The 23,329-nt window shown below is 70.8% G+C and carries 26 protein-coding genes; 8 read left to right on the top strand and 18 right to left on the bottom strand.

All coding sequences use genetic code 11. The features are described 5' to 3' along the window. Positions 1–25: 25 nt before the first annotated feature. The 5 genes from QM641_RS04205 to QM641_RS04185 form a co-directional block, all read right to left on the bottom strand. Complete coding sequence (locus QM641_RS04205) at positions 26–1,828, bottom strand: peptidoglycan D,D-transpeptidase FtsI family protein (RefSeq protein WP_415113765.1); 1,803 nt, start codon at positions 1,826–1,828, stop codon at positions 26–28. Between the two features lie 4 nt (positions 1,829–1,832). Next, on the bottom strand, positions 1,833–2,411 hold the full coding sequence (locus tag QM641_RS04200) for a hypothetical protein (RefSeq protein ID WP_415113763.1): 579 nt from the start codon (positions 2,409–2,411) through the stop codon (positions 1,833–1,835). Then, the gene (gene rsmH, locus QM641_RS04195; protein ID WP_415113761.1) at positions 2,408–3,367 is read right to left on the bottom strand and encodes a 16S rRNA (cytosine(1402)-N(4))-methyltransferase RsmH; all 960 of its coding nucleotides are present in this window, start codon (positions 3,365–3,367) and stop codon (positions 2,408–2,410) included. Before rsmH ends, QM641_RS04200 begins: the two co-directional genes overlap by 4 nt. A 98-nt stretch (positions 3,368–3,465) precedes the next feature. Beyond that, positions 3,466–3,897: a division/cell wall cluster transcriptional repressor MraZ gene (gene mraZ, locus QM641_RS04190; RefSeq protein ID WP_415113759.1), complete on the bottom strand. Its 432-nt coding sequence runs from the start codon at positions 3,895–3,897 to the stop codon at positions 3,466–3,468. 144 nt (positions 3,898–4,041) lie between these two features. Then, positions 4,042–4,422 carry a DUF3040 domain-containing protein gene (locus tag QM641_RS04185; RefSeq protein WP_415113757.1) on the bottom strand — a complete coding sequence of 127 codons (381 nt, stop codon included), beginning with the start codon at positions 4,420–4,422 and terminating at the stop codon, positions 4,042–4,044. Positions 4,423–4,490: 68 nt separating this feature from the next. On the opposite strand from QM641_RS04185, the gene QM641_RS04180 reads away from it, so the two are divergent. After that, the gene (locus QM641_RS04180) at positions 4,491–5,582 is read left to right on the top strand and encodes a polyprenyl synthetase family protein (RefSeq protein WP_415113755.1); all 1,092 of its coding nucleotides are present in this window, start codon (positions 4,491–4,493) and stop codon (positions 5,580–5,582) included. Between the two features lie 6 nt (positions 5,583–5,588). Here the strand turns inward: QM641_RS04180 and QM641_RS04175 are convergent, their stop codons facing one another. Beyond that, positions 5,589–5,939 (bottom strand): Rv2175c family DNA-binding protein, encoded by a 351-nt coding sequence (locus tag QM641_RS04175; RefSeq protein ID WP_415113753.1) that lies wholly within the window; start codon positions 5,937–5,939, stop codon positions 5,589–5,591. 95 nt (positions 5,940–6,034) lie between these two features. On the opposite strand from QM641_RS04175, the gene pknB reads away from it, so the two are divergent. After that, on the top strand, positions 6,035–7,966 hold the full coding sequence (gene pknB, locus QM641_RS04170; protein WP_415113751.1) for a Stk1 family PASTA domain-containing Ser/Thr kinase: 1,932 nt from the start codon (positions 6,035–6,037) through the stop codon (positions 7,964–7,966). 228 nt (positions 7,967–8,194) lie between these two features. Here pknB and QM641_RS04165 read toward each other — a convergent pair whose 3' ends face one another. The 3 genes from QM641_RS04165 to QM641_RS04155 all read right to left on the bottom strand — a co-directional run bounded on the left by QM641_RS04165 (position 8,195) and on the right by QM641_RS04155 (position 11,451). After that, positions 8,195–9,160: a hypothetical protein gene (locus QM641_RS04165; protein WP_415113749.1), complete on the bottom strand. Its 966-nt coding sequence runs from the start codon at positions 9,158–9,160 to the stop codon at positions 8,195–8,197. Positions 9,161–9,375: 215 nt separating this feature from the next. After that, positions 9,376–10,713 carry a class II 3-deoxy-7-phosphoheptulonate synthase gene (locus tag QM641_RS04160; protein WP_415113747.1) on the bottom strand — a complete coding sequence of 446 codons (1,338 nt, stop codon included), beginning with the start codon at positions 10,711–10,713 and terminating at the stop codon, positions 9,376–9,378. 48 nt (positions 10,714–10,761) lie between these two features. Then, a complete protein-coding gene (locus QM641_RS04155) occupies positions 10,762–11,451 on the bottom strand; it encodes a lysophospholipid acyltransferase family protein (RefSeq protein WP_415113745.1) in 690 nt (229 codons plus the stop codon). Between the two features lie 147 nt (positions 11,452–11,598). Between QM641_RS04155 and QM641_RS04150 the strand changes: the two genes are divergently transcribed. After that, a complete protein-coding gene (locus tag QM641_RS04150) occupies positions 11,599–13,425 on the top strand; it encodes an AMP-dependent synthetase/ligase (RefSeq protein ID WP_415113743.1) in 1,827 nt (608 codons plus the stop codon). Between the two features lie 9 nt (positions 13,426–13,434). On the opposite strand, the gene QM641_RS04145 is transcribed toward QM641_RS04150, so the two are convergent. Next, positions 13,435–13,926: a peptide deformylase gene (locus QM641_RS04145; RefSeq protein ID WP_415113741.1), complete on the bottom strand. Its 492-nt coding sequence runs from the start codon at positions 13,924–13,926 to the stop codon at positions 13,435–13,437. Between the two features lie 2 nt (positions 13,927–13,928). Continuing rightward, positions 13,929–14,195, bottom strand: a complete 267-nt coding sequence (locus QM641_RS04140; RefSeq protein ID WP_415113739.1) for a hypothetical protein — start codon at positions 14,193–14,195, stop codon at positions 13,929–13,931. Between the two features lie 189 nt (positions 14,196–14,384). On the opposite strand from QM641_RS04140, the gene QM641_RS04135 reads away from it, so the two are divergent. Next, positions 14,385–15,191, top strand: a complete 807-nt coding sequence (locus QM641_RS04135; RefSeq protein ID WP_415113737.1) for a ParA family protein — start codon at positions 14,385–14,387, stop codon at positions 15,189–15,191. A 105-nt stretch (positions 15,192–15,296) separates the two neighbouring features. Beyond that, positions 15,297–16,130, top strand: coding sequence for an IS5 family transposase (locus QM641_RS04130; protein WP_415113735.1), 834 nt, complete (start codon positions 15,297–15,299; stop codon positions 16,128–16,130). Positions 16,131–16,156: 26 nt separating this feature from the next. Here the strand turns inward: QM641_RS04130 and QM641_RS04125 are convergent, their stop codons facing one another. The 3 genes from QM641_RS04125 to QM641_RS04115 form a co-directional block, all read right to left on the bottom strand. Beyond that, a complete protein-coding gene (locus QM641_RS04125; protein ID WP_415113733.1) occupies positions 16,157–16,702 on the bottom strand; it encodes a MerR family transcriptional regulator in 546 nt (181 codons plus the stop codon). A gap of 96 nt (positions 16,703–16,798) precedes the next feature. After that, positions 16,799–17,485 (bottom strand): MerR family transcriptional regulator, encoded by a 687-nt coding sequence (locus QM641_RS04120; RefSeq protein WP_415113731.1) that lies wholly within the window; start codon positions 17,483–17,485, stop codon positions 16,799–16,801. After that, a complete protein-coding gene (locus tag QM641_RS04115) occupies positions 17,482–17,964 on the bottom strand; it encodes an FHA domain-containing protein (RefSeq protein WP_415113835.1) in 483 nt (160 codons plus the stop codon). Before QM641_RS04115 ends, QM641_RS04120 begins: the two co-directional genes overlap by 4 nt. A 178-nt stretch (positions 17,965–18,142) precedes the next feature. On the opposite strand from QM641_RS04115, the gene QM641_RS04110 reads away from it, so the two are divergent. After that, positions 18,143–18,499 (top strand): hypothetical protein, encoded by a 357-nt coding sequence (locus QM641_RS04110; RefSeq protein WP_415113729.1) that lies wholly within the window; start codon positions 18,143–18,145, stop codon positions 18,497–18,499. Positions 18,500–18,514: 15 nt separating this feature from the next. Here the strand turns inward: QM641_RS04110 and QM641_RS04105 are convergent, their stop codons facing one another. Next, the gene (locus QM641_RS04105; protein ID WP_415113727.1) at positions 18,515–18,904 is read right to left on the bottom strand and encodes a hypothetical protein; all 390 of its coding nucleotides are present in this window, start codon (positions 18,902–18,904) and stop codon (positions 18,515–18,517) included. An 88-nt stretch (positions 18,905–18,992) separates the two neighbouring features. Between QM641_RS04105 and QM641_RS04100 the strand changes: the two genes are divergently transcribed. Both QM641_RS04100 and lpdA read left to right on the top strand, forming a co-directional pair. After that, positions 18,993–19,604: a copper resistance CopC family protein gene (locus QM641_RS04100; RefSeq protein WP_415113725.1), complete on the top strand. Its 612-nt coding sequence runs from the start codon at positions 18,993–18,995 to the stop codon at positions 19,602–19,604. A gap of 9 nt (positions 19,605–19,613) precedes the next feature. Next, entirely contained in the window at positions 19,614–21,014 is a 1,401-nt protein-coding gene (gene lpdA / locus QM641_RS04095) for a dihydrolipoyl dehydrogenase (RefSeq protein ID WP_415113723.1), read from the top strand. 53 nt (positions 21,015–21,067) lie between these two features. Here lpdA and QM641_RS04090 read toward each other — a convergent pair whose 3' ends face one another. From QM641_RS04090 to QM641_RS04080, 3 genes are read right to left on the bottom strand one after another with little or no spacing between them, the layout of a single operon-like run. Further along, positions 21,068–21,697 (bottom strand): CYTH domain-containing protein, encoded by a 630-nt coding sequence (locus QM641_RS04090; protein WP_415113721.1) that lies wholly within the window; start codon positions 21,695–21,697, stop codon positions 21,068–21,070. Further along, positions 21,690–21,917: a response regulator gene (locus tag QM641_RS04085; RefSeq protein WP_415113719.1), complete on the bottom strand. Its 228-nt coding sequence runs from the start codon at positions 21,915–21,917 to the stop codon at positions 21,690–21,692. Before QM641_RS04085 ends, QM641_RS04090 begins: the two co-directional genes overlap by 8 nt. A 37-nt stretch (positions 21,918–21,954) precedes the next feature. Further along, positions 21,955–22,881 (bottom strand): NAD(P)-dependent oxidoreductase, encoded by a 927-nt coding sequence (locus tag QM641_RS04080; protein WP_415113717.1) that lies wholly within the window; start codon positions 22,879–22,881, stop codon positions 21,955–21,957. Positions 22,882–23,329 lie beyond the last annotated feature (448 nt).

The raw sequence follows: 23,329 nt of genomic DNA, 5'->3' as shown, positions 1-23,329 counted from the left end.
CGTGCGGGTTCCTCGTGCGGTCGCTTTACTGGGTCAACGGGAGCAGTGGCGTGGTCGAGTCGGACGGCATGATGCGGTAGTGCTTGAGCACCTGCGTCATCGCCTTCTGGAACGCCGGCCGGTTCGCGGAGGACATCCGGATCTTCGTCGGCTCGTCGAAGGCGGTGAGCACGACGTACTGGGGGTCCTCGGCGGGGGCGTACCCGACCAGTGACGTGTAGTACAGGTTGTCCTTGTAGGTGCCGGTCTCGGGGTCGACCTTCTGGGCGGTGCCGGTCTTGCCCGCCATGCGGTAGCCGGGGATGGCGATGTCCTCGGCGAGCGTGCCCTGCGCGAAGACGTTCTCCAGCATGAGGCTCACATCGGCCGCGGTCTGCTCCTTGATGACCCGCTCCGGCTCGGGCAGATCCGGTGTGACCACGGTGCCGTCGGCCTTCGTGCACGACTCGACGATCGACAGCGGCATCCGCACCCCGCCGTTGGCGATGGTCTGGTAGACGCTCGCGACCTGGGGCGCGGTGACGGTGAAGGCCTGGCCGAACGTCGTGGTGTAGTAGGTCTGGTTGTCCCAGTCCGCCACCGGCAGGTAGGTGCCGTCGGGCTCGCCGGACCAGTCCAGGGCGGTGCCTGAGCCGACGCCGAACTTCTTCAGGTACTCCAGGCGCACCTCGGGCGAGACCTGCGTGCCGAACTTCGACAGCGCGACGTTGGAGGAGTTGACCAGGCCCCCGGTGAGGGTCATCGTCTCGGTGTCGTGCGGTTCGGAATCGGAGATGTCGGCGCCGTTGGGGAACACCTCATGGTCGGGGACGACCTCGGTGGACAGCGGCGTCAGTCCCGCCGCCTCGATCGCGGTGGCCGCGGTGACGGGCTTGAAGGTCGACCCCGGCTCGTAGGAGTAGCGGAAGAGCCGGCTGCCGCGGTCGTCGGCATCCACGGCGTCGAAGTCGTTCGGGTCGACGGTCGGGTACTCCGCCGCCGCGCGGATCTTGCCGGTGGCGACCTCGACGACCATGATCGCGCCGCTGGCCGCACCGAGGTCCTGGGTCTGCTCCGCGACGAGCTGCTGCATGTACCACTGCAGGTCGCGATCGAGCGTGAGCTGCAGCGTGCCGCCGTCGACGGCCGGCTGCGAGACCTCCGTCCCCGGGATGACGACGCCGTCCTTGCCGCGCTGATAGCGCACCTTTCCGTCGGTGCCGGCCAGGCATTCGTCCTGCAGCGCCTCGATGCCCTCCAGCGGGGTGCCGTCCGATCCGACGAAGCCGATCACGTTCCCGGCGACCGCCCCGTCGGGGTACGTACGGGCGGGGTGCGGCTCGAAGGACAGGAACGGCAGGTCGAGATCGGCGAGGTCGCGGTACTGCTGCGTCGTCAGCGAGCGCTTCAGGTACGCGAAGCGCGAGCCCTCGTCCTCGGCGCGGGCGTCCGCGACGATCTGCTGCACCTCCTCGGCGGTCTGACCGGTGATCGCGGCGATGCGTCCGGCCAGCTCCTCCCACGACACCCGGTCGTCGGGGTCGGTGCTGGTGGGGTCGGCACCGTCCTTCGCCACGCCCTTGACCGCGTTGAGCGGATCGAGAACGCCGTCGTAGAGCAGGATGCTGGTGGCCAGGGTCGCCCCGGTGGTGTCCACGATCTTCCCGCGGGTGCCGTAGAGCGTGCGGCCGCTCTCCATGCCGAGCGAGAAGGAGTCCTCGAGGTGCTCCTTGGCGTTGACGACCTGGATGTCGACCAGACGCACGACGAAGGCGGCGAGGATGGCGAGGACGACGGCGAGCGCGACGACGGTGCGGCGGCGCGGGCTCCGGGTGGCGCGGGTCGTCATGCTTTCAGTGTGTGGCGGGAGTCGGCAGACCGTCGGCGATCGCCGGGGGTGTCGGCGTATTGAGCAGCAGCTCGGTGTCCGCGGCCGCGCCGCGCCCGAGGCTGGCCTCCGGATCGGTCACCAGCGGCGTGTCGCCCACGAGCGCGTTCGGGACGGCCGCGCGGGAGAGCGCGTCGACGCTGGAGACGCCGGCGGCGGCCTGTCCGTCGCCGATGATGGCGCCGTCGCTCAGGCGCAGGTAGTTGGGCGACTCGGCCACGACCATGCCGAGGGCGGCGGCGTTCGCGGCGAGGAACTGCGGGGAGCTGAGCCCGGCGACGTCGTCGCGCAGCATCTGCGTCTGCCAGGTGAGCTCCCGCTGCTGCTCGGTGAGCGCCGCGACCTCGTAGGAGCTCTGGGTCGTGAGGATGGACAGGCCCATCTGCGCGCCCGCGATCGCGATCGCGGTCGCGACGGCGACGATGCCGTACAGCAGCCGCGGCCGGCGACCGGCGACCGGCCGCTCCAGCGCGCGCAGGCGGGGGCGCTGCCCGCGCCGCGGAGCGGGGAGGGCGGTCAGGGCGGTCAGGGCGGTCGCACTCATGCGGCATCCTTCACTCGTTCTGCGGCGCGCAGGCGCACCGGCGTGGCACGCGGGTTCTGCGCGCGCTCCTGGTCAGAGGCGAGCTGCGCACCCTTGACGAGCAGCCGGAATCGCGGGGCGTGCTCGGGCAGCTCTACCGGCAGCCCCGCCGGGGCGGTCGAGGCGGCGGCCCGTGCGAACACCCGCTTGACGATGCGGTCCTCCAGCGACTGGTAGGACAGCACGACGATGCGCCCGCCCACCCGCAACAGGTCGAGGGCGGCCGGAAGCGCGCGCTCAAGGGCTGCGAGCTCCTGGTTGACCTCGATGCGCAGCGCCTGGAAGACCCGCTTGGCCGGATGCCCCGACCGCTCGCGCAGGACGGCCGCCGGCGTGGCGGCCACGAGGACCTCCACGAGCTGCCCGGAGCGCTCGATCGGCGCCCGGCCGCGGGCCTGGACGATGGCGCGCGCGTAGCGGCCGGCGAGGCGCTCCTCGCCGTAGCGCTCGAAGATGCGCCGCAGGTCGCCCTCGCCGAAGGTCGCGATCACCTCGGCGGCAGTGCGACCGGCGCTCTGGTCCATGCGCATGTCCAGCGCGGCATCCTTCGCGTACGCGAACCCGCGCCCCGCCTCGTCCAGCTGCAGCGACGACACGCCCAGGTCGAACAGGATGCCGTCGACCCGGTCGATGCCTGCCGAGCGCACCGCGTCGGCGATGCCGTCGTAGACGGTGTGGACGAGCCTCACCCGGTCGCCGTAGGGCGCCAGTCGCTCGCCGGCGATGCGCAGCGCCTCGGGGTCGCGGTCCAGACCCACCAGGCGCAGCCGCGGAAAGCGCTCCAGGAGCGCCGCGGAGTGGCCGCCCATGCCCTCGGTGGCATCCACGACCGTCGCACCCTCGCTCCCGAGGGCCGGGGCGAGCAGCTCGACGCAGCGGTCGAGCAGGACGGGTGTGTGGATGTCGCGCAGGCTCATGATGCGGGGGCGGGACCCCCGACCCTGATCCCCATCCGCTCCGACCTGGTGCCGGGGAAGTGGCGTCAGGGCGTGCGGCTGGGAGTCACAGTCGGGGCTCAGAACAGGCCCGGGATCACCTCCTGCTCCAGCTCGGCGTAGGTCTCCTCGTTGCCTTCGGCGTAGGCGTTCCACGCGTCGGCGTTCCAGATCTCGGCGTGCGCGCCGACGCCGGTGACCACGAGGTCGCGGTCGAGGGAGGCGTAGGCGCGCAGGGCCGGCGGGATGGTGATGCGGTTCTGGCCGTCCGGCTTCTCCGCACTGGCGCCGGAGAGGAACATCCGGAGGAAGTCGCGCGCCTGCTTGTTCGTCAGCGGGGTCTCGCGGATGCGCTCGTGGATGCGCTCGAACTCGTCGGCGGCGAACACGTAGAGGCAGCGGTCCTGACCGCGCGTGACGACGACGCCGGAGCCGAGGTCGTCGCGGAACTTGGCGGGGAGGATGACGCGGCCCTTGTCGTCGAGCTTCGGAGTGTGAGTGCCCAGGAGCATCGGTCCTGCACCCCCCTCCGGCCGGCGTCGTCACGTTCCCTCCACTTTACTCCACTTTCCCCCACTTCACCATGCACACACGGAACCGGGACAAAGAAGAAGAGCACCGACCCGTGCGGGTCGGTGCTCTGTCGACTGGTTGCGTCAGTGGCCGTCGTGGCGGCGGTCCCAGCGATCGTTCATGCGGTCCATGAACGACGACGCCGGCGCCTCGGAGGGGGCCTTCGGCTTCTTGGTGCCGCCCTCGCGGCGAGGACGCGCCACGGCGCCGCGCGCGGGCGTCACCGCCAGCACGACTCCGCCGACCATGGCCAGGAACCCGATCACGCCGATCGCGATGATCCCGGTGGACACCCCGGCGATGATGCCGCCGAGACCCAGCAGCACCAGCAGTGCGCCGTAGACGATGTTGCGGTAGCTGAGGGCCTGACCTTCGCGGGGCGCACTGACGACGTCTGCGTCGGTGTGCATGAGATGGCGCTCCATCTCGTCCAGCAGACGCTGCTCCTGCTCTGACAGTGGCATGCATCCCCCTCGTGGGTCTTCTCCGTGCTTACGATTCTACGCGTCCGCGCGAGAACTAGGCTAGGCCTGTGACACCCTCCGCGGACCCGATCGAGGCGGTTTCTCAGCGAGTGGAGAGGTTCGCAGCAGCTCGCCGCGCCGACGCGGTCGGCCTCGGCGCGCAGGCGCGCTCGTTCGTCGACGCGGCGGCGGTCGCCCTCACCGGCGGCAAGCGCCTGAGAGCCCGCTTCTGCGTGACCGGATGGCAGGCGGTCGCCGAGGTCTCCGGCATCCCGCCGACCCCGCCGACGGATGCCGTGATCGCCGCCGCGGCGGCCCTGGAGGTCTTCCACGCCGCCGCGCTCGTGCACGACGACGTGATCGACAACTCGGACGTGCGACGCGGCCTGCCCGCCGCGCACCGGCGCTGGGAGAGCGACCACCGGCGCGACGGGTGGGCAGGGGATGCCTCGGGCTTCGGCCGGTCGGCCGCGATCCTGCTCGGCGACCTCCTCGTGGCCTGGAGCGACGACCTCCTCGAGGAGGGGCTGCGCGCAGCGCCGCACGCCGACGCCGCGCGCACGGCCTACGGGCTCATGCGCCGCGACGTGACGATCGGGCAGTTCCTCGACATCGCGGAGGAGTCCGCCTACGTCACCGCGCCGGATGCCGAGCACGCCGAACGCGCGCTGCGGGTCGCCTCGCTCAAGTCGGCCCGCTACAGCGTGGAGCAGCCGCTCCTGATCGGGGCCGCCCTCGCCGGCGCCGATGAGACCCAGCGCGATGCGCTCTCGCGCTTCGGCCACCCCATCGGCCTCGCCTTCCAGCTGCGCGACGATGTGCTCGGCGTCTTCGGCGACAGCGCCGTGACCGGCAAGCCCGCAGGAGGCGACCTGCGCGAGGGCAAGCGGACGCTCCTGATCGCCTACGCGCGGGAACGGCTCGACCCGGACGGACGACGGGCGTTCGACGCGGCGCTGGGCGATGCGCGCCTCGACGACGCGGCGATCGCGACGCTCCAGCGCACGATCCTCGACACGGGCGCGCTCGCCCGGGTCGAGGAGCAGATCGCCGGCTACGCGCGCGCGGCCGACACCGCGCTGAGCTCGGCCCCGCTCGGGGCCACCGCGGTGGAGACCCTCCGGCGCCTCGCGCACGCCGCCGTCGCCCGCACGGCGTGAGGCCGGTCAGCCGAGGGAGCGGGCGACCCGCCGCACCTCGCTCTTGCGTCCGGCGCGCAGCGCCTCGATGGGGGCGGCGCCGATCGAGTCGTCCGGAGCGAGCAGCCAGTCGATCGCCTCGTCGTCGGTGAACCCCGCGTCGTGCAGCGCGAACAGCGTTCCGCGCAGCGAGGGCAGCGGGGCGCCGTCGACGAGGAACACGGCCGGCACGCGCACCGCGCCGTCTCGCCGCGAGCCGACCAGCTGACGGTCCTCGAGCAGCTGTCGCACCCGGCCGGTCGAGGTCCCGATCAGGGCGGCGACCTCGGGGAGGGCGAGCCAGTCGGTCGATGATGCGGGGGCGGATTCACCGGTCACGGCTCCACTATGCCACCGACGCGCACACCGGCGGCCCCGCCCGCACGGGTGCGCCGCTGCCCCGGCTCGCAGCATCCGCTCCGTAGAATCTCAGGGTGAGCACGAGCCAGCAGACGGACCCGCTGATCGGCCGACTGGTCGACGGCCGGTACCGGGTGCGCGGCCGCATCGCTCGCGGCGGCATGGCGACGGTGTACGTGGCGACCGATCTGCGCCTGGAGCGCCGCGTCGCGCTCAAGGTCATGCACGGCCATCTCTCCGACGACTCCGTCTTCCAGAGCCGGTTCGTGCAGGAGGCGCGTGCGGCGGCCAGGCTCGCCGACCCGCACGTGGTCAACGTGTTCGACCAGGGGCAGGACGGCGAGATGGCCTATCTCGTCATGGAGTACCTCCCCGGCATCACGCTGCGCGAGCTCCTGCGCGATCAACGACGACTCACCGTCCCGCAGACGATCACCATCATGCACGCGGTGCTCTCCGGGCTCGCCGCGGCCCATCGCGCCGGCATCGTGCACCGCGATGTCAAGCCGGAGAACGTGCTGCTGGCCGAGGACGGCCGCATCAAGATCGGCGACTTCGGCCTGGCCCGCGCGACCAGCGCCAACACCGCGACGGGCCAGCTGCTGCTCGGCACGATCGCATACCTCGCGCCCGAGCTGGTCACCCGCGGCACCGCCGACGCGCGCAGCGACATCTACGCTCTCGGCATCATGCTGTACGAGATGCTCGTCGGCGAGCAGCCCTATCAGGGCGAGCAGCCCATGCAGATCGCCTACCAGCACGCCACCGACTCGGTGCCGCGGCCCAGCGCCAAGAACCCGGGAGTGCCCGAGCCGCTCGACGAGCTGGTGCTGTGGGCGACCGAGCGCGAGCCGGACCAGCGCCCGGCCGACGCGCGGGCGATGCTGGAACGGCTCCGCGAGATCGAGAAGGAGCTCGGGGTCTTCCCCCAGGTCGTGCGGACGACGCCGGTCACGGCCGCCGTCGGCGACGACGCGATCGACTCCGGGGAGCTCACCAAGGTCATGCCCGGCACCTTCACGGCACCGACGGCCGTCCAGGACCTCGACAACGCGACGCGCCTGCGGCAGGTGACCAGGCGCAACGTCGGCAAGGGCGCGTGGCTCGTCGTGCTCGTCGTGCTGCTGGCCGCCCTCGCCGGCGGCGTGGGATGGTGGTTCGGCTCCGGACCTGGTTCGCAGATCGCCGTTCCTCAGGTCGCCGGGAAGGACTTCGCGACCGCGCAGGCGATGCTCGCCGAGGTGGAGCTGGAGGCGGTGGAGACGGGTGAGAACAGCCTCGATGTGCCCGCCGGCACCGTGGTGCGCACCGACCCGGAGTCCGGTACGAGAGTGGATGCCGGCACCGAGGTGACCGTCTACGTCTCGCTCGGCCCCGCCGAGGTCTCCCTCCCCGGGCTGAACGGCATGCCCGAGACCGACGCCCGCGAACTGTTGGAATCGAACAAGCTCATCGTGGCCGACTCCGTGCACGAGTTCGACGACGACATCGCGCGCGACGCCGTGATCTGGGCATCCGTCGCCCCGGCCGCCGGCGGCGACGAGATCGACTGCACCGGCGAGTGCGTCGTGCACCAGGGCGACACTGTGACACTGGCGGTGTCTCTCGGCGCACTGCCCGATGTGGCGGGCCGTACGCCCGAGGATGCGACCGAGGCGCTCGAGAGCGCCGGCCTGGTCGTGAACCCCGAGAACCAAGAGGTGTACAGCGACGAGGTCGACGCCGGCCGCGTGATCGGCCTGGCCGACCGCCCCGAGGGCGGGCGCTGGCGGACCAACGACACCGTGCAGCTCATCGTGTCGAAGGGCCCGGAGCCGATCGCGGTGCCCGACGTCGTCGGCGAAACGATCACGAACGCGGTCGCCGCCCTGAGCGACGCCGGGTTCGAGGTCAAGACGGTGGCCCCCGAGATCCTCTGGGACCTCTTCACCGTCTCCAGCACCGACCCCTCTGCGGGGTCGATGCAGCCCAAAGGATCCACGGTCACGCTGCGCGTGACCGGCTGACCGCTGACCCGCTTCCCGGCCGCCCCCTCGCGAGACCTCCCGTCTGCACCGCTTCTGCTCCGAAACCGTTGCAATCCAGCGGTCTCGCGAAACGCTCCCGCGCCCGGCGGTCTCGCGAAACCTCCCGTCTGCAACGCTTCGCCGCCGAGAACGGTGCAGATGAGAGGTTTCGCGAGACAAGGCATCGTCACGAAGTCCGCGCGGCGGTGTGGACGGACGGGGCGGGGATCAGAACCGATACCCGGCCCTTGCCAGCGCACGACGGACGCGAATCGCCAGGGCCGCGCACTCGTCGTCGAACTCGTTGGCTCCGACGGCGATGACCGAGTAACCGGCATCCTCGAACAGCTGCCGACGATTCAGGTCCTCGAGCCACTGCGCACGCGAGGTGCGGTGCTGGTCGCCCTGATACTCGATCGCGAGCCGAGCCTGCGGATAGCCCAGGTCCGCATGGCGCAGCCCCGCCGCTGTCATGACCGGCATCTGTACGTCGGGCTCGGGCAGACCGCGCGCCACCAGCGCCAGCCGCAGCCGCGACTCGCGCGGCGAGTGCACCGGCGCTCGCACGCGATCGAGTGCCCACTGGAGCGCCTTCGCCCCCCTCTTGCCACGATGACGACGCAGGGCGAGCGCGAGATCGTCGATCGTGCATAGCGGATGCCGGCCGCCCTGCCGTCGCGGTCCCGTCAGCGCGAAATCGCCGACGGCGACGAGCCATTCCGGCGACAAGCTGCGTTTCATGCCCGTATCGGCATGCATCCCGGTCGAGCCGGGAACCGCGAGCTGACACCACACGTCCGCGGGCCCGGCGACGGCGAGGAGGCCGAGGAGCCGGCCGCTCGTCGCACGGTCCTCGGTCTCCCAGCCGACGATCCCCGGCCGGCGGATCGGCTCGGCGCCCGGCAGCGTCAGCACGTGCAGCGGCTCGCTCGGCGTCTCCTCGAAGGGAAGCGGCATCTCGTGGAGTCGCGCGGCGGTCAGGTGGCTGAACATGCGGCGTTCGCCGAGGAGCGGCATCGCTCGCTCGCACCGCGCGCGGACATCGTCGGCTCCGCCGACCGCCGGAGCGTAGAGCCCCTGATGCGGATGGGCGACGTCGGCGGCGCGGAGCCGCCGCCACGTGATCCCAGCGGCGACGGCCTCGGGTCGCCGAAAAGGGCCGAAGCGGAGAGGGTCGGGCAACGGTCGCGGCATCCCCCGATCATCGCGTGATCGGCGCTGCCTGCGCCCACACTCTCCACAGGCCCCACGAGACCTCTCGTTTGCAACGTTCTTCGGCGAAATACGTTGCAAACGGGAGGTTTCGCGACGGCGCGGGAGCGACAGCAGGCGCGGGAGCGACAGCAGGTGCGGGAGCGACAGCGGGTGAGACAGCGACAGCGGGTGCGGCGGGCCGACGAAGGCCGCGGTCAGCGCTTCTCGAGCTCCTCGGCCACGAGGAAGGCCAGCTCCAGGCTCTGCCGGTGGTTCAGGCGCGGGTCGCACAGCGACTCGTACCGCGAGGCGAGTGCTTCGTCGTCGATCATCTCGGCCCCGCCGAGGCACTCGGTGACGTCGTCGCCGGTCAGCTCGACGTGGATGCCGCCGGGGAACGTGCCCACCGCGCGGTGCGCGTCGAAGAACCCACGCACCTCGTCGATCACGTCGTCGAATCGGCGCGTCTTGTAGCCGGTCGCCGAGGTGATCCCGTTGCCGTGCATGGGGTCGGTCACCCACAGCGGCGTCGCCCCGGCGTCGCGCACCGCCTGCAGCAGCGGCGGCAGCGCGTCGCGGATCGTGCCGGCGCCCATGCGCGTGATGAAGGTGAGCCGCCCGGGCTCGCGCTCCGGGTCGAGCCGGTCGATGAGCGCCAGCACCGTCTCGGGCGTCGTGGCGGGCCCGAGCTTCACGCCGATGGGATTGCGGATGCGGGAGAAGTAGTCCACGTGCGCGCCGTCGAGGTCGCGCGTGCGCTCGCCGATCCACAAGAAGTGCGCCGACGTGTTGTACGGGGTCCCGGTGCGCGAGTCGATGCGCGTCATGGGTCGCTCGTAGTCCATCAGCAGACCCTCGTGCCCGGTGTAGAACTCGACCCGGCGCAGCTCGTCGAAGTCCGCGCCGGCGGCCTCCATGAACTTGATCGCGCGGTCGATCTCGGTCGCGAGCCGCTCGTAGCGCTGGTTGGCGGGGTTCTGCGCGAAGCCCTTGTTCCACGAGTGCACCTCGCGGAGGTCCGCGAATCCGCCCTGGGTGAAGGCGCGGATGAGGTTCAGCGTCGACGCGGCGGTGTGGTATCCCTTCAGCAGCCGGCTCGGGTCGGCCCGGCGCGAACCCTCGGTGAAGTCGTAGCCGTTGACGATGTCGCCGCGGTAGGCCGGCAGGGTGACCTCCCCCCGCGTCTCGGTGTCGCTGGAGCGCGGCTTGGCGAACTGGCCGGCCATGCGGCCCATCTTCACCACCGGCATCGACGCGCCGTAGGTCAGCACCACGGCCATCTGGAGAACGGTCTTGATCCGGTTGCGGATCTGCACCGCGGTGGCCCCCGCGAACGTCTCCGCGCAGTCGCCGCCCTGAAGCAGGAACGCCTTGCCGTCGGCGGCGCGGGCCAGGCGCCCGCGCAGCAGGTCGACCTCGCCGGCGAACACCAGCGGCGGGAGTCCGGAGATCTCCGCGGATGCCGCGGCGACGGCATCCGGGTCGGTCCACATCGGCTGCTGCTTGATCGGGAGTGTCCGCCAGTGATCGAGGGCGTCGGGCAGGGAGGGCATCCGTTCAGTCTAGCGGCGCCGCATCGCGCACCGGCACGGCACCAGGGGTCACCGCGACAGCTCCGCGGGCCGCTCCTTGACCGTGGAGGCGTAGACGTCGCGGTACTCCTGCGCGCCCAGCCGCTGCAGGGCGACCATGATCTCGTCGGTCACCGAGCGGAGGATGTAGCGGTCGCCCTCCATGCCCTGGAAGCGCGAGAAGTCCAGCGGCTCGCCGATGATCATGCCGACCCGGCCGATCCGCGGGATCGTGCGCCCGATCGGCATGACCGCGCCGGTGTCCACCATCGCGACCGGGATGACCGGCACGCGCGCCTCCAGCGCCATGCGGGCGATGCCGGTACGTCCGCGGTAGAGCCGGCCGTCGGGGCTGCGAGTGCCCTCCGGGTAGATGCCGAGGAGGTCGCCCCGGCCGAGCACCTGCAGGCCGGTGTTGAGGGATGCCTCGGACGCCTTGCCGCCGGTGCGATCGATCGGCAGCTGCCCGGTGGCCTTCATGAACACCCTGGTCGCCCAGCCCTTGACGCCCCTGCCGGTGAAGTAGTCGCTCTTGGCCAGGAAGGTCACCGGCCGGTCGATCATGAGCGGCAGGAAGATCGAGTCGCTCACGGAGAGGTGGTTGCTGGCGAGGATCGCCGCGCCGGTCGCCGGGATGTTCGGGCGCCCGACGATCCAGGGCCGGAAGATCGCCTTGACGATCGGCCCGATCGCGACGTACTTCATGAACCAGTAGAACATTCTCGCGCTCCTGAAGTCCGCCGCGAACGCGCTCGGCCGGCCGGTCCGGCATGCGCTCGTGGAACACAATGCCATGGGGAGGGCAAACGCACCAACGGATAGACTCGAGCCAGTCCTCGACCCCGGATCGGTACCGAAGGAGTTGCCGTGGCACAGTTCGAAGTCCCCGCGGTGGTCGCACCAGACCCGCAGGCCAACGTGACCGACCTGCTCGTGGAGCGCGTCAAGGCCACCCCCTCGCTGGCGCTGTTCGCCGTTCCCGACGGCGACGGATGGCGCGACGTGTCGGCCGCCGCCTTCCAGCGCGAGGTCATCGCGCTGGCCAAGGGCTTCGTCGCCGTCGGCATCGAGCCGGGCGACAAGGTGGGCTTCCTCGCTCGCACCACCTACGAGTGGACACTGGTCGACTTCGCGCTGTTCTTCGCCGGCGCGGTGATGGTGCCGATCTACGAGACCAGCTCCCCGGCGCAGATCCAGTGGATCCTCGCCGACTCCGGTGCGGTCGCTCTCCTGGTGGAGAAGACAGAGCACGCCGAGCGGGTCGCCCAGGTGCGCGACGACGTCCCGCTCGTGCGCGAGGTGTGGACGATGGCCGACGGCGCCCTGGACGATCTCCAGGCCCGAGGCGCCGACGTCCCCGACGAGGAGATCGAGCGCCGCCGCAACCTCGCCGTCGGCAGCGACATCGCCACGCTCATCTACACGTCGGGGTCGACCGGCCGTCCCAAAGGGTGCGTGCTCACGCACTCCAACTTCGTCGAGCTCTCCCGCAACGCCGCCAAGGCGCTCCACGAGGTGCTGTCCACGCCGGGGGCCTCCACACTGCTGTTCATCACGACGGCGCACGTGTTCGCGCGCTTCATCTCCATCCTCACGATCCACTCCGGCGTCAAGACCGGCCACCAGCCCGACACGAGCCAGTTGCTGCCGGCGCTCGGCTCGTTCCAGCCGACCTTCCTGCTGGCGGTGCCGCGGGTGTTCGAGAAGGTCTACAACTCCGCCGAGCAGAAGGCCGAGGCCGGCGGCAAGGGCAAGATCTTCCGCACCGCCGCGCGCGTCGCGATCGAGCACTCGCAGCGCACGCAGAACGGCGAGCGCATTCCGCTGCGCACGCGCCTGCTGTTCGCGCTGTTCGACCGGCTCGTCTACGCGAAGCTGCGCGCGGCGATGGGCGGCCGCGTCGTCTACGCCGTGTCGGGCTCGGCACCGCTCGGACCGCGGCTCGGGCACTTCTTCCACAGTCTCGGCGTGGTCATCCTGGAAGGCTACGGGCTCACCGAGACCACCGCGCCGGCCACGGTGAACCTGGCCACGAAGTCGAAGATCGGCACCGTCGGTCCCGCCCTCCCCGGCGTGGGCGTGCGCCTGGCCGCGGACGGCGAGATCGAGGTGCGCGGCATCAACGTGTTCAAGGAGTACTGGCGCAACCCCGAGGCGACCGCCGAGGCGTTCGACGGCGACTGGTTCCGTACCGGCGACCTCGGCTCGTTCGATGACGAAGGATTCCTCACGGTCACGGGCCGCAAGAAGGAGATCATCGTCACCGCGGGCGGCAAGAACGTCTCCCCGGCCGCCCTGGAGGACCCGATCCGCGCGAACCCGATCGTCGGGCAGGTGGTCGTGGTGGGCGACCAGAAGCCCTTCATCGCGGCACTGGTCACCCTCGACCCCGACATGCTGCCGACCTGGCTGGCCAACAACGATCTGCCCGGCGACCTGTCGCTGGCCGAGGCGGCCAAGAACGAGAAGGTGCGCGCCGAGGTGCAGCGCGCGATCGACGAGGCGAACACGAACGTCTCGCGCGCCGAGTCCATCCGCAAGTTCACGATCCTCGACACCCAGTGGACCGAGGCGAGCGGTCACCTCACGCCCAAGCTGAGCATCAAGCGCAACGTGATCCTCACCGACTTCGCCGACGCGATCGACGAGCTATACAACATCCCCACCTCCACGACGACCGCGCCGTTGGGCTGAGGCTCCGACTCAGAACCAGTCGCTCTCGCGGATCTCACGCATCGCGGCCCGCCTGCTCTCGGCGGGCAGCCGGTCGAGGTACAGCGTGCCGTCCAGGTGGTCGGTCTCATGCTGCAGCGCCTGGGCGAGCAGGCCCTCGCCCTCCAGGACGACCTCCGCCCCGTCGAGGTCGATGCCGGCGACCTTCGCGTACGGGTGACGGTGCGCCTCGTGCCAGAGCCCGGGGACGGACAGGCACCCCTCCCCCACCAGCTCGGGCTCGCCGGACGCCTCGACCAGCACCGGGTTGAGGACGTAGCCGATGTCGCCGTCGATGTTGTAGCTGAAGGCGCGCAGACCCACGCCGATCTGCGGGGCGGCCACCCCTGCCCGCCCGGGCAGGGCGACCGAGTCCAGGAGATCCCGCACGAGTGCCCGGATGCCGTCGTCGATGACCTCGATCGGCGCGCACGGGGTGCGCAGGACGGGATCTCCGAACAGCCGGATCGTGCGGACCGCCATCGTCAGAGCCCCGGGGCCTGCGGCCCGTCGATGATGCCCGCGGCGAGCTCGCGCGCCGTCGGCGGCGCGGGTGGCTGCTCGTCGCGGAGCACGTGGTCGTCGCGCACGACCTCGTCGACGGCGAGGTGGTCGTCGTCGATGAAGACCGGCAGCGAGATCTCGATCTGCTGCGTCTGGCCGCCGATGATCTCGATCGCGGCGGTGTCTATGCTGACGGCGGCATCGAGCACGGCGAGCTCGTGCTCGTGCGGCGCGGGTTCTGGGGTCACCAGGTGAAGGGTTTCAAGCGTCATGACGTTCACTCCAGGGTTCGGGTTCCCGGGCGTTGGCGTTTCCAACCGCCTCAGGTTACTTCCCCGGACGGATGACGGGCAAAAGGTCGCCGCGACCTTCTCGCCGCAGAGGGGGCGAGGCGGCAGAGTTCTTTCTCAGCTTCAGGGACGGTAACGTTGACAACCGTGCACGTACTCTCGGTCAGCTCTCTGAAGGGCGGCGTCGGCAAGACGACGGTGACGCTCGGTCTCGCCTCGGCTGCGTTCGCCCGCGGTATTCGCACACTAGTGGTGGATCTCGACCCGCAGTCCGACGTCTCGACCGGCATGGACATCCAGGTGGCCGGGCGGCTCAACGTCGCCGACGTGCTCGCCAACCCGAAGGAAAAGGTGGTCCGTCAGGCGATCACCTCCAGCGGCTGGGCGAAGGTGCACGCCGGCACGATCGACGTCATGATCGGGAGCCCCTCGGCGATCAACTTCGACGGCCCGCACCCGAGCGTGCGCGACGTGTGGAAGCTCGAGGAGGCCCTTGCGACGATCGAGGCCGATTACGACCTCGTCGTGATCGACTGCGCGCCGTCGCTGAACGCCCTGACCCGCACCGCGTGGGCCGCCAGCGACCGGGTCATCGTCGTGACCGAGCCGGGCCTGTTCTCCGTCGCCGCCGCCGACCGCGCGCTGCGGGCGATCGAGGAGATCCGCCGTGGCCTGTCCCCCCGGCTGCAGCCGCTGGGCATCGTCGTCAACCGCGTGCGCCCGCAGTCGATCGAGCACCAGTTCCGCATCAAGGAGCTGCGCGACATGTTCGGTCCGCTCGTGCTGTCGCCGCAGCTGCCCGAGCGCACGTCGCTCCAGCAGGCGCAGGGCGCGGCCAAGCCCCTGCACATCTGGCCGGGCGACTCCGCGCAGGAGCTGGCGGCGGACTTCGACGCGCTCCTGGACCGCGTCATGCGCACCGGGCGCATCCCCGAGCCCGAGGCGCGCGCGTAAGAGGTCGCGCCGATAGGGCTGTGATGGTGTGGCGTTGATGTGACGCGGGCACGAGGCCTGTTAATCACGGTTGTGTGAAGAACTCATGCATCAACAGGACGCCTCGTGCCCGCGGTTCCATCATCGATCATTGAGCCGCTGTGGCACCAGTTCGAAGCGCTGATCCCGCCGGTCATCGATGAGCACCCGCTCGGATGCCACCGGCCGCGGGTGGCGGACCGGGTCGTGTTCGACAAGCTGGTCCAGGTGCTCGTGCTCGGCGTCGCGTACGTCAAGATAGCCGACAGCACCTGCTCAGCGACCACGATCCGCCGCCGCCGTGACGACTGGATCCGGTACGGGATCTTCGACGAACTGGAGCAGATCTGCCTGAACGCGTATGACAAGATGATCGGCCTTCACCTGGAAGACCTGTCCGTGGACGGGTGCATCGTGAAAGCTCCCTGCGGCGGCGAGGCGGCCGGCAGATCCCCCGTAGATCGCGGGAAGCAAGGCACGAAACGCTCCCTCATGGTCGAGGGCAGAGGTATCCCGATCGGGTGTGTGACCGCGGGAGCCAACTGCCACGACTCGCCCCTGCTGGCCCCGACCCTGGACAGGCTGGCCCGGTTCGGTTTCGACCTGCCCGAGCGGATCACCGTGCACCTGGATGCCGGCTACGACTCCGGCAAGACCCGGGACCTACTGGACACACTCGGCTGCGACTACGTGATCAGCAAGAAGGGCACGCCCCTGCAGACCGGCGCCCGATGGGTCGTGGAACGCACGAACTCCTGGCACACTCGCGGGTTCCGGAAACTCCAGATCTGCACCGAGGTCCGCGCCCGCGTAATCGCCGCGTTCATCGCCCTCGCCAACGCCGTCATCACCACCCGACGCCTGATCCGCGAAGCCTGGACCCGCTACCGCTGGGACACCCGACCCACCCGACGACCATGACCTACCGGCGCGACCTGTAAGACGGATCAGGCCGAGCGCGCCGACCGGCGTGCGGCGAGCTCGTCGACCGGGTCGGGCGCCTGCGGGTCGAACTCCAGCAGGGTGGACTCCACCTCGTGCAGCACCTTGCCGACCGCGATCCCGAACACGCCCTGGCCGCGGCTGACGAGGTCGATGACCTCGTCGTTCGAGGTGCACAGGTACACCGAGGCGCCGTCGCTCATGAGGGTCGTGCCGGCGAGGTCGCTGATGCCGGCGGCGCGCAGCTGCTCCACCGCGGCGCGGATCTGCTGCAGCGAGATGCCGGTGTCCAGCAGACGCTTGACGAGCTTGAGCACGAGGATGTCACGGAAGCCGTACAGCCGCTGCGAGCCGGAGCCGGTCGCCCCGCGCACGGTGGGCTGGACGAGCTCGGTGCGCGCCCAGTAGTCGAGCTGGCGGTAGGTGATGCCGGCTGCGCGCGCGGCGATGGCGCCGCGGTAGCCGACCTCGTCGTCGAGCGGCGGCAGTCCGTCGGTGAACAGCAGTTCGGGGACGAAGGGCTGCCCGCCCGGCGCGTCATGCGCGGTCATCTTCGCCTCCTGCGGTCTGTTCGGGTCCCTCCACGCTAGATCAGGGACGGCGGCGCGGCAACGACATCCGCCTCCCGCACCCGGCGTGTCGCACGCTCAGCTGGTCAGCCGGTCCAGCGCCGACCGCACGAACGCGGCCCGCAGCTCGTCGAGGCGTCGCGTCAGCTCGGGCGCCAGCTCGTTCGCGCGCGCCCGGGACGCGGCATCCGCACGGCGCATGAGCGGGGCGAGGGCGGACTCGACCAGCGCGACGTCGCGTTCGGCGCTCTGTCGCACCGCACGCACGTGCCGGGGCTGGATGCCGTGGGCCTCCAGTGCGACGAGGGCGCGCAGGAGGCCCACGGCGCGCTCGTCGTAGCTCTCCGCGGCCGGGATCAGGCCCGCGCTCACGGCGTCGGCCAGAAGCGCCGGGGTGGCGCCGGTCGCCGACAGCACCTCGCCGCGCCGGTAGCGGCGCGCCGTGGCGACGATCGAGGGCGGGACGGATGCCGCGGCGGCGGCATCGGTCCCGTGCTCGTCGAGGTACTCCCGGATGCGTGCGAGCGGCAGGTAGTGGTCCCGTTGCAGCGACAGCGCCACCCGCAGCCGCTCGACATCGGCCGCGGAGAACTTGCGGTAGCCCGACTCGGTGCGCATGGGCGTGACGATCCCCTGCACCTCCAGGAAGCGCAGCTTGCTCGAGGTCAGGGTGGGGAACTCGGGCGTCAGGCGGGCCAGGACCTGACCGATGCTGAGGCGGGCCGCAGCCGTCGTACGGCCGCGGGCGGAGGCCGCGGGGCTCACGCTCCGTCCGCCCGGCGTCGGTCCAGGGGCGAGACGAAGAAGTTGAGCCGGAACTTGCCGATGCGAAGCTCGGCGCCATCGGTGAGCACCGCTCGGTCGGCACGCTCGCCGTTGAGGTAGGTGCCGTTGAGTGAACGCTGGTCGACGATCTCGAAGACCGTGCCGGTGCGGGTGATCTCGGCGTGCCGGCGAGACACCGTGACGTCGTCGAAGAAGATGTCGGCCTCGGGGTGACGGCCCACGGTCGTCACGTCGGCGTCGAGCAGGTAGCGGGCCCCCGCGGTCGGTCCCGACCGCACCAGCAGCAGCGCCGACCGCGACGGCAGCGCGCCGATCGCGTCCCACTCGACCTCGCTCAGCTCGCTGCCGAACGGCACGAACGACAGGTCGGAGTCGTGACCGTAGGTCTGTGTCGCGTCGGCCACGCCGTCGGCGGCGTCACGCCGGATGTCGTCGGCGGGGTGGGCGTTGTCCTGCACGGCATCCTCCTTCACCCCCAGCCTAACGGATCCGGTCGCCCTCCCGAATGCCCGATCCGCCCTTGCGGGGGGACGTTTGTTTCCCCGTGTGTCATCGGTCGGGACACCCCCGGGCCGGTCGTCCTAACCTGGCCCCACCGGCCGCACCGCCGGCGACGACCACCGACAGGAGCCACCCGTGTCCACGCAGCGCGACAGCCTCACGCCCGTTCCGGCGCGACAGGCCGCGCTGTGCATGTGCGCGAACGGCGCCGCGTGCACCTCGTTCGCCCCCGGGCACGCGCTGCACCTCATCCAGGCCAGGCTCGTCGCGGCGACGCCGCGGGAGTGGCAGGATGCCATCGTCCAGGCGTGCGACGAGCGGGACGGGGTCGTCGTGCTGCGCACGCTCGACGACGGCGCTCTGCTCACGGTGTGGAACGCGGAGGGAGCCGCCGCGACGGTGCGCGCCGGCGACCCGGTGTCGCTGCACGCGCGATATCACGTGCTCGCGGTCGGTCGCCAGACGCGCTTCAACGTCGCCGTCGCGGCCTGACGGCGACGACGCGGGTCACATCATCGCGGCGCGCATCGCCGTGCAGGCCTCCATGCACGCCTTGCACGCGTCGGCGCACATGCTGCAGACCGGGCTCGCGTCGGCGTTCATCATGCACGAGTCCATGCACATGGCGCACATCGCGATGCAGGCGTCGAGCATCGACATCATCGCGGCGGGCGTCATGCCCTGCATCCGCATCATCGCCCGCATCATGGTGTTGCACATGTCCGCGCAGTTCATGCACGCGGGTGCACAGTCCATGCCCTGCATCGAGCACACCATGCAGGCCTGCTCGCACGCCGAGCACGCGTCCATGCAGGACTGCATCATGGCCATGTCCAGCTCGGCCATGCCCGGCATCATCATGTCTTTGGACATCATGTCCATCATCATCGAGTCCATCTCGGCTCCTCCTGTCGGCGGCGGATCTCGCCCCTGACTCCGACGCTACTGCGCGAAAGCCCTCCCGTCACGTGGGTACGCTGAGGCCATGACCGCGCAGCCCGGACCGACCCCCGTCCTCGCCCGACTCGCCGCCGCCGCGCTCGCCGCGCTCGCGCTGACCCTGGCCGTCGCCGCGCCCGCCGCCGCGCACGACGAGCTGACCGGTTCCGACCCGGCCGCCGACTCCACCGTCGCGGAGGCGCCCACGGAGCTGACGCTCACCTTCAGCGGCGCGCTCATGGACGAGCCCGGCGCCACCGAGCTTGTCGTGACGGATGCCGCGGGCACCGCCATCGCGGCGGGTGACCCCGTGGTGGACGGCACGAGCGTGCGCCAGCAGCTGAGCGCTGCGGAGCCGGGCGCCGTCACGGTGGTCTGGAAGACGGTCTCCAGCGACGGGCATCCGATCTCCGGGGAGTACTCGTTCACCGTGGGCGCGGACGCGGCATCGCCGTCGGCGCAGCCGTCGGAGTCCGCGCAGGCGTCGGCCGAGGAGACGACAGCCGAGGAGACGGCCGCCGTGCCGGCGACCGCCGAGCCCGATGAGCAGCCGGGCCCGATGCCGTGGTGGGTGCCGCTGATCATCGTGGCCGTCGCGGTGTCCGGTGCGCTGCTGTATCTGGCGGTATCTCGTGTCCGGCGGCATTCGGAGCACTAGGCTGTCGCCATGGCCCACTACGACGTCGTCATCCTCGGTGCCGGTCCCGGCGGCTATGTCGCCGCAGTGCGCAGTGCGCAGCTCGGACTGTCCACCGCCATCATCGAGCAGAAGTACTGGGGAGGCGTCTGTCTGAACGTCGGCTGCATCCCCTCCAAGGCTCTGCTGAAGAACGCCGACCTGGCGCACACCTTCACCCACAAGGCCGAGCTGTTCGGCATCTCCGGCGACGTGCATTTCGACTTCGGAGCGGCGTGGGACCGCAGCCGCAAGGTCGCGGACACCCACGTCAAGGGCATCCACTTCCTCATGAAGAAGAACAAGGTGACCGAGTACGAGGGTCGCGGCACGTTCCTGAACGCGAACACCATCTCGGTGCAGAAGGCCGACGGCACCACCGAGCAGGTCACCTTCGACAACGCGATCATCGCGACCGGCTCGAAGGTGCGGCTGCTGCCCGGCGTGCAGCTGAGCCCGAACATCGTGACGTTCGAGGAGCAGATCCTCACCCGCGAGCGGCCCGACTCGATCGTGATCGTCGGTGCCGGGGCCATCGGCATGGAGTTCGGCTTCGTGCTGGCCAACTACGGCACCAAGGTCACCATCATCGAGTTCCTCGACCGAGCCCTGCCCAACGAGGACGTCGAGGTCTCCAAGGAGATCGCCAAGCAGTACAAGAAGTACGGCGTCGACATCCTCACCTCCACCAAGGTCGAGTCGATCACCGACAACGGCTCGTCGGTGACGGTCGCCTACAGCGACAACGCGACCGGCGCACAGGGCTCGATCCAGGCCGACAAGGTACTCATGTCGATCGGCTTCGCCCCGAACGTCGAGGGCTACGGCCTGGAGTCCACCGGTGTGCAGCTCACCGACCGCGGCGCGATCTCGATCGACGACTACATGCGCACGAACGTGCCGAACATCTTCGCGATCGGCGACGTGACCGCGAAGCTCCAGCTCGCGCACGTGGCCGAGGCCCAGGCCGTGGTCGCCGCCGAGACCATCGCCGGCGCCGAGACGATGACCCTCGGCGACTACCGCATGATGCCGCGCGCGACCTTCTGCTCGCCGCAGGTCGCCTCGTTCGGGCTCACCGAGCAGCAGGCCCGTGACGCCGGCTACGACGTCAAGGTCGCGAAGTTCCCGTTCAGCGCGAACGGCAAGGCCAATGGCCTGGGCGAGCCGGTCGGCTTCGTCAAGCTCATCGCAGATGCCGAGCACCTCGAACTCCTCGGCGGGCACCTCATCGGCCCGGACGTCTCGGAGCTGCTCCCCGAGCTCACCCTCGCGCAGAAGTGGGACCTCACCGCGCTGGAGGCGGCGCGCAACGTCCACACGCACCCGACGCTGTCCGAGGCTCTGCAGGAGGCGTTCCACGGCCTGGCCGGCCACATGATCAACATGTGATCGACCCCGATCCGACGAGGGGGATGCCACGACGGCATCCCCCTCGTCACGGGTCAAGGACCGGTGAGCGTGCGCACGAGCTTGGAGGCCCAGACCGCCGGACGCCCGCCCGCGGTGTGCACGAGCGCGGCGGCCCGCGCGAAGAAGTCTGCGTGGTCGGCGGGAGCGGCGGGTCCGAGTTCCAGCTCCCACTCCCGCCACGACTGCTCCACCCCGCGGCGCAGGTCGACGCAGGCGACACGGTCGTCGGCGAACTCCGCGACGAGCCCGCCGTCGGCGTCGCGGAGCGCATAGGCGACGCGCGTTACGCGGATGCGCGCGACGTCGGCCAGCGCCGCGTCGGTCACGCCGCGGACGACCGCGAGCGCCTCGGCGGGCGGGTCGTCGCCGGTGCCCAGCGGCCAGTGCAGCTCGGTGCGACCGCCGTCGGCGCCCTTGGGCCCCTTGATGTGCCAGCCCTCGTCGGGGCCGCCGGTGCGGCGCCGGAACGCGTAGCCTGCCCGCCCGAAGGCGTGGTCGGCGGTGTCGAGGTAGCGCGCGTCGAGGTCGCGCCGCTCCCCCGCCCCGACCGAGACCACCCCGGGCAGGGCGGTCCAGTCCGGCGGTGCGGTGTCTTCGTCGACGTCGTAGGAGAGCTCGATCTCGCGCGAGCGCGCGGCGCCCGCCGCGGCCGGCTCAGGCATCCCGTCCGTCGGGGTCGGGGTTGATGTCCTCGGTGGCCTCGACGAAGACGAACAGCCCTTCGGTGGGGCCGTCCGACGGACCGGTGTGCTGGTCGGCACCGTGTCGCCGGTACACCAGCTGGCCCTCGCCGAAGGGGACGATGAGCGCGTCGTCGACGCTCGTCTGCAGCGGAAGGATCTGCCCGTCGAGCGGTCCTCCGCGAAGTCGTGCGATCGCCATGGTGACCTCCTCCGGCCCAGCCTACTGCGGCGCGCCGTCAGCGCGGCGGGTCGTCGCGCGCCGGGTCGTAGCCGCGCAGCACGCCGTCGGGCGAGGCGAGCTTGGCCACGATGGTGCAGTCCTTGCCGCCGAGACCCTCGGCCACCAACTGGTCGAGCTGGGCGAGCGCCAGCTCGGCCGCGGGGATCCGCACGCCGGTGCCGTGCGCGGCGTGAACCGCCAAGGAGCAGTCCTTGCGCGCGAGGTCGACCGAGAACGTCGCGTCGAAGTTGCGGTTCGCCGCGGCCGTCTCCACGACCCCGGGCACCGGGTACCAGAGCCGCTGCGCCCACGACGACGCGGACGACACGCTCGCCACCTTGTAGAAGACCCGGTGGTCGAGACCCAGCTGCTCGGCCAACTGCGAGCCTTCGGACAGGGCCATCACCTCGACCAGCAGCATCATGTTGTTCACGAGCTTGGCCGCGATGCCGCTCCCCGGCCCGCCGCACGCGATCACGGCGCCGGCCATCGGCGCGACGAGCTCTCGCGCGCGCTCGACGTCGTCTTCCCGGCCCCCGAGCATGAAGGTGAGGGTGTGCGCCGCCGCTCCCGCGGTGCCGCCCGAGATCGGGGCGTCGACGAACGAGAGCCCGTGGGCGGATGCCTCGGCGTGGCACCAGCGCGACGTGTCGATGTCGACGGTGGAGGTGTCCAGCAGCAGGGTCGCGGCATCCGCGTGCGGGAAGACGGCGTCGGCGTAGACGCTGCGCACGTGCTCGGGCTTGGGCAGGGACGTGAAGCACGCGTCGGCGCCGACGAGCGCCTCGGCGACCGAGCCTGCGACCTCGACGCCGTGCGATGCCGCGGCTTCCGCGGCGGCGGGGTTCAGATCGACGCCGCGCACGGTGTGGCCCGCGGCGACGAGGTTGGCGGTCATCGGGCCGCCCATGTGGCCGAGCCCGATCCAGACGATCGTGGACATGTACGGTCCTCCTCGTGAGAGCCGGGACCGGCCGCAGACGGATGCCGCGCCCGTCCCTGTCGCCAGGATAGATCGACCGCCGTCGGGCCTCAACGGTGCGCTTTCCCAGTCGAAGTCTTCTCATCTCATGCTGCGATTGCTTGTACATAGTTTCGATTTCTGCTAGGATCGAGGGAGAGATTCGGAGTAGGTGGGTGTGGTGTTCTGGCCACGCAGGGGGTGGGGGTCGGCGGTTGCCGGCACGGAGTGACGTGGGAGTGAGTGGGCGCGGTGACGCGCGAGGGTCTCGCTCGTTCGTCTTTCTCTTCGTGATCGGATCGTCTGATGTCCTCGACCACACCGCCTGCCGGGCCCCTTGAGCCTGCCGGGCGTCCGGGCGACGGCGACCGGGCGGCCGATGTGTGCGATGCCGCCGGTGTGCGGGCGGTGCTGCTCCGCTCGGAGCAGG

Source organism: Microbacterium sp., assembly GCF_047605725.1.
GTDB lineage: Bacteria > Actinomycetota > Actinomycetes > Actinomycetales > Microbacteriaceae > Microbacterium.
Note: the sequence above shows the minus strand (reverse complement) of the source record. Positions and strands in the feature narration are given on the sequence as shown.

What these genes read in the sequence shown, in the direction of transcription:
- QM641_RS04160 (WP_415113747.1), bottom strand. Translation starts at nt 10,713, where the DNA reads ATGCCCTCCCTGCCCGACGCCCTCGATCACTGGCGGACACTCCCGATC.
- QM641_RS04155 (WP_415113745.1), bottom strand. Translation starts at nt 11,451, where the DNA reads ATGTTCTACTGGTTCATGAAGTACGTCGCGATCGGGCCGATCGTCAAG.
- QM641_RS04090 (WP_415113721.1), bottom strand. Translation starts at nt 21,697, where the DNA reads ATGCCTGAGCCGGCCGCGGCGGGCGCCGCGCGCTCGCGCGAGATCGAG.
- QM641_RS04205 (WP_415113765.1), bottom strand. Translation starts at nt 1,828, where the DNA reads ATGACGACCCGCGCCACCCGGAGCCCGCGCCGCCGCACCGTCGTCGCG.
- rsmH (WP_415113761.1), bottom strand. Translation starts at nt 3,367, where the DNA reads ATGAGCCTGCGCGACATCCACACACCCGTCCTGCTCGACCGCTGCGTC.
- QM641_RS04145 (WP_415113741.1), bottom strand. Translation starts at nt 13,926, where the DNA reads ATGGCGGTCCGCACGATCCGGCTGTTCGGAGATCCCGTCCTGCGCACC.
- QM641_RS04200 (WP_415113763.1), bottom strand. Translation starts at nt 2,411, where the DNA reads ATGAGTGCGACCGCCCTGACCGCCCTGACCGCCCTCCCCGCTCCGCGG.
- QM641_RS04100 (WP_415113725.1), top strand. Translation starts at nt 18,993, where the DNA reads ATGACCGCGCAGCCCGGACCGACCCCCGTCCTCGCCCGACTCGCCGCC.
- QM641_RS04185 (WP_415113757.1), bottom strand. Translation starts at nt 4,422, where the DNA reads ATGCCACTGTCAGAGCAGGAGCAGCGTCTGCTGGACGAGATGGAGCGC.
- QM641_RS04080 (WP_415113717.1), bottom strand. Translation starts at nt 22,881, where the DNA reads ATGTCCACGATCGTCTGGATCGGGCTCGGCCACATGGGCGGCCCGATG.
- QM641_RS04125 (WP_415113733.1), bottom strand. Translation starts at nt 16,702, where the DNA reads ATGACCGCGCATGACGCGCCGGGCGGGCAGCCCTTCGTCCCCGAACTG.
- QM641_RS04105 (WP_415113727.1), bottom strand. Translation starts at nt 18,904, where the DNA reads ATGGACTCGATGATGATGGACATGATGTCCAAAGACATGATGATGCCG.
- QM641_RS04165 (WP_415113749.1), bottom strand. Translation starts at nt 9,160, where the DNA reads ATGCCGCGACCGTTGCCCGACCCTCTCCGCTTCGGCCCTTTTCGGCGA.
- mraZ (WP_415113759.1), bottom strand. Translation starts at nt 3,897, where the DNA reads ATGCTCCTGGGCACTCACACTCCGAAGCTCGACGACAAGGGCCGCGTC.
- lpdA (WP_415113723.1), top strand. Translation starts at nt 19,614, where the DNA reads ATGGCCCACTACGACGTCGTCATCCTCGGTGCCGGTCCCGGCGGCTAT.
- QM641_RS04085 (WP_415113719.1), bottom strand. Translation starts at nt 21,917, where the DNA reads ATGGCGATCGCACGACTTCGCGGAGGACCGCTCGACGGGCAGATCCTT.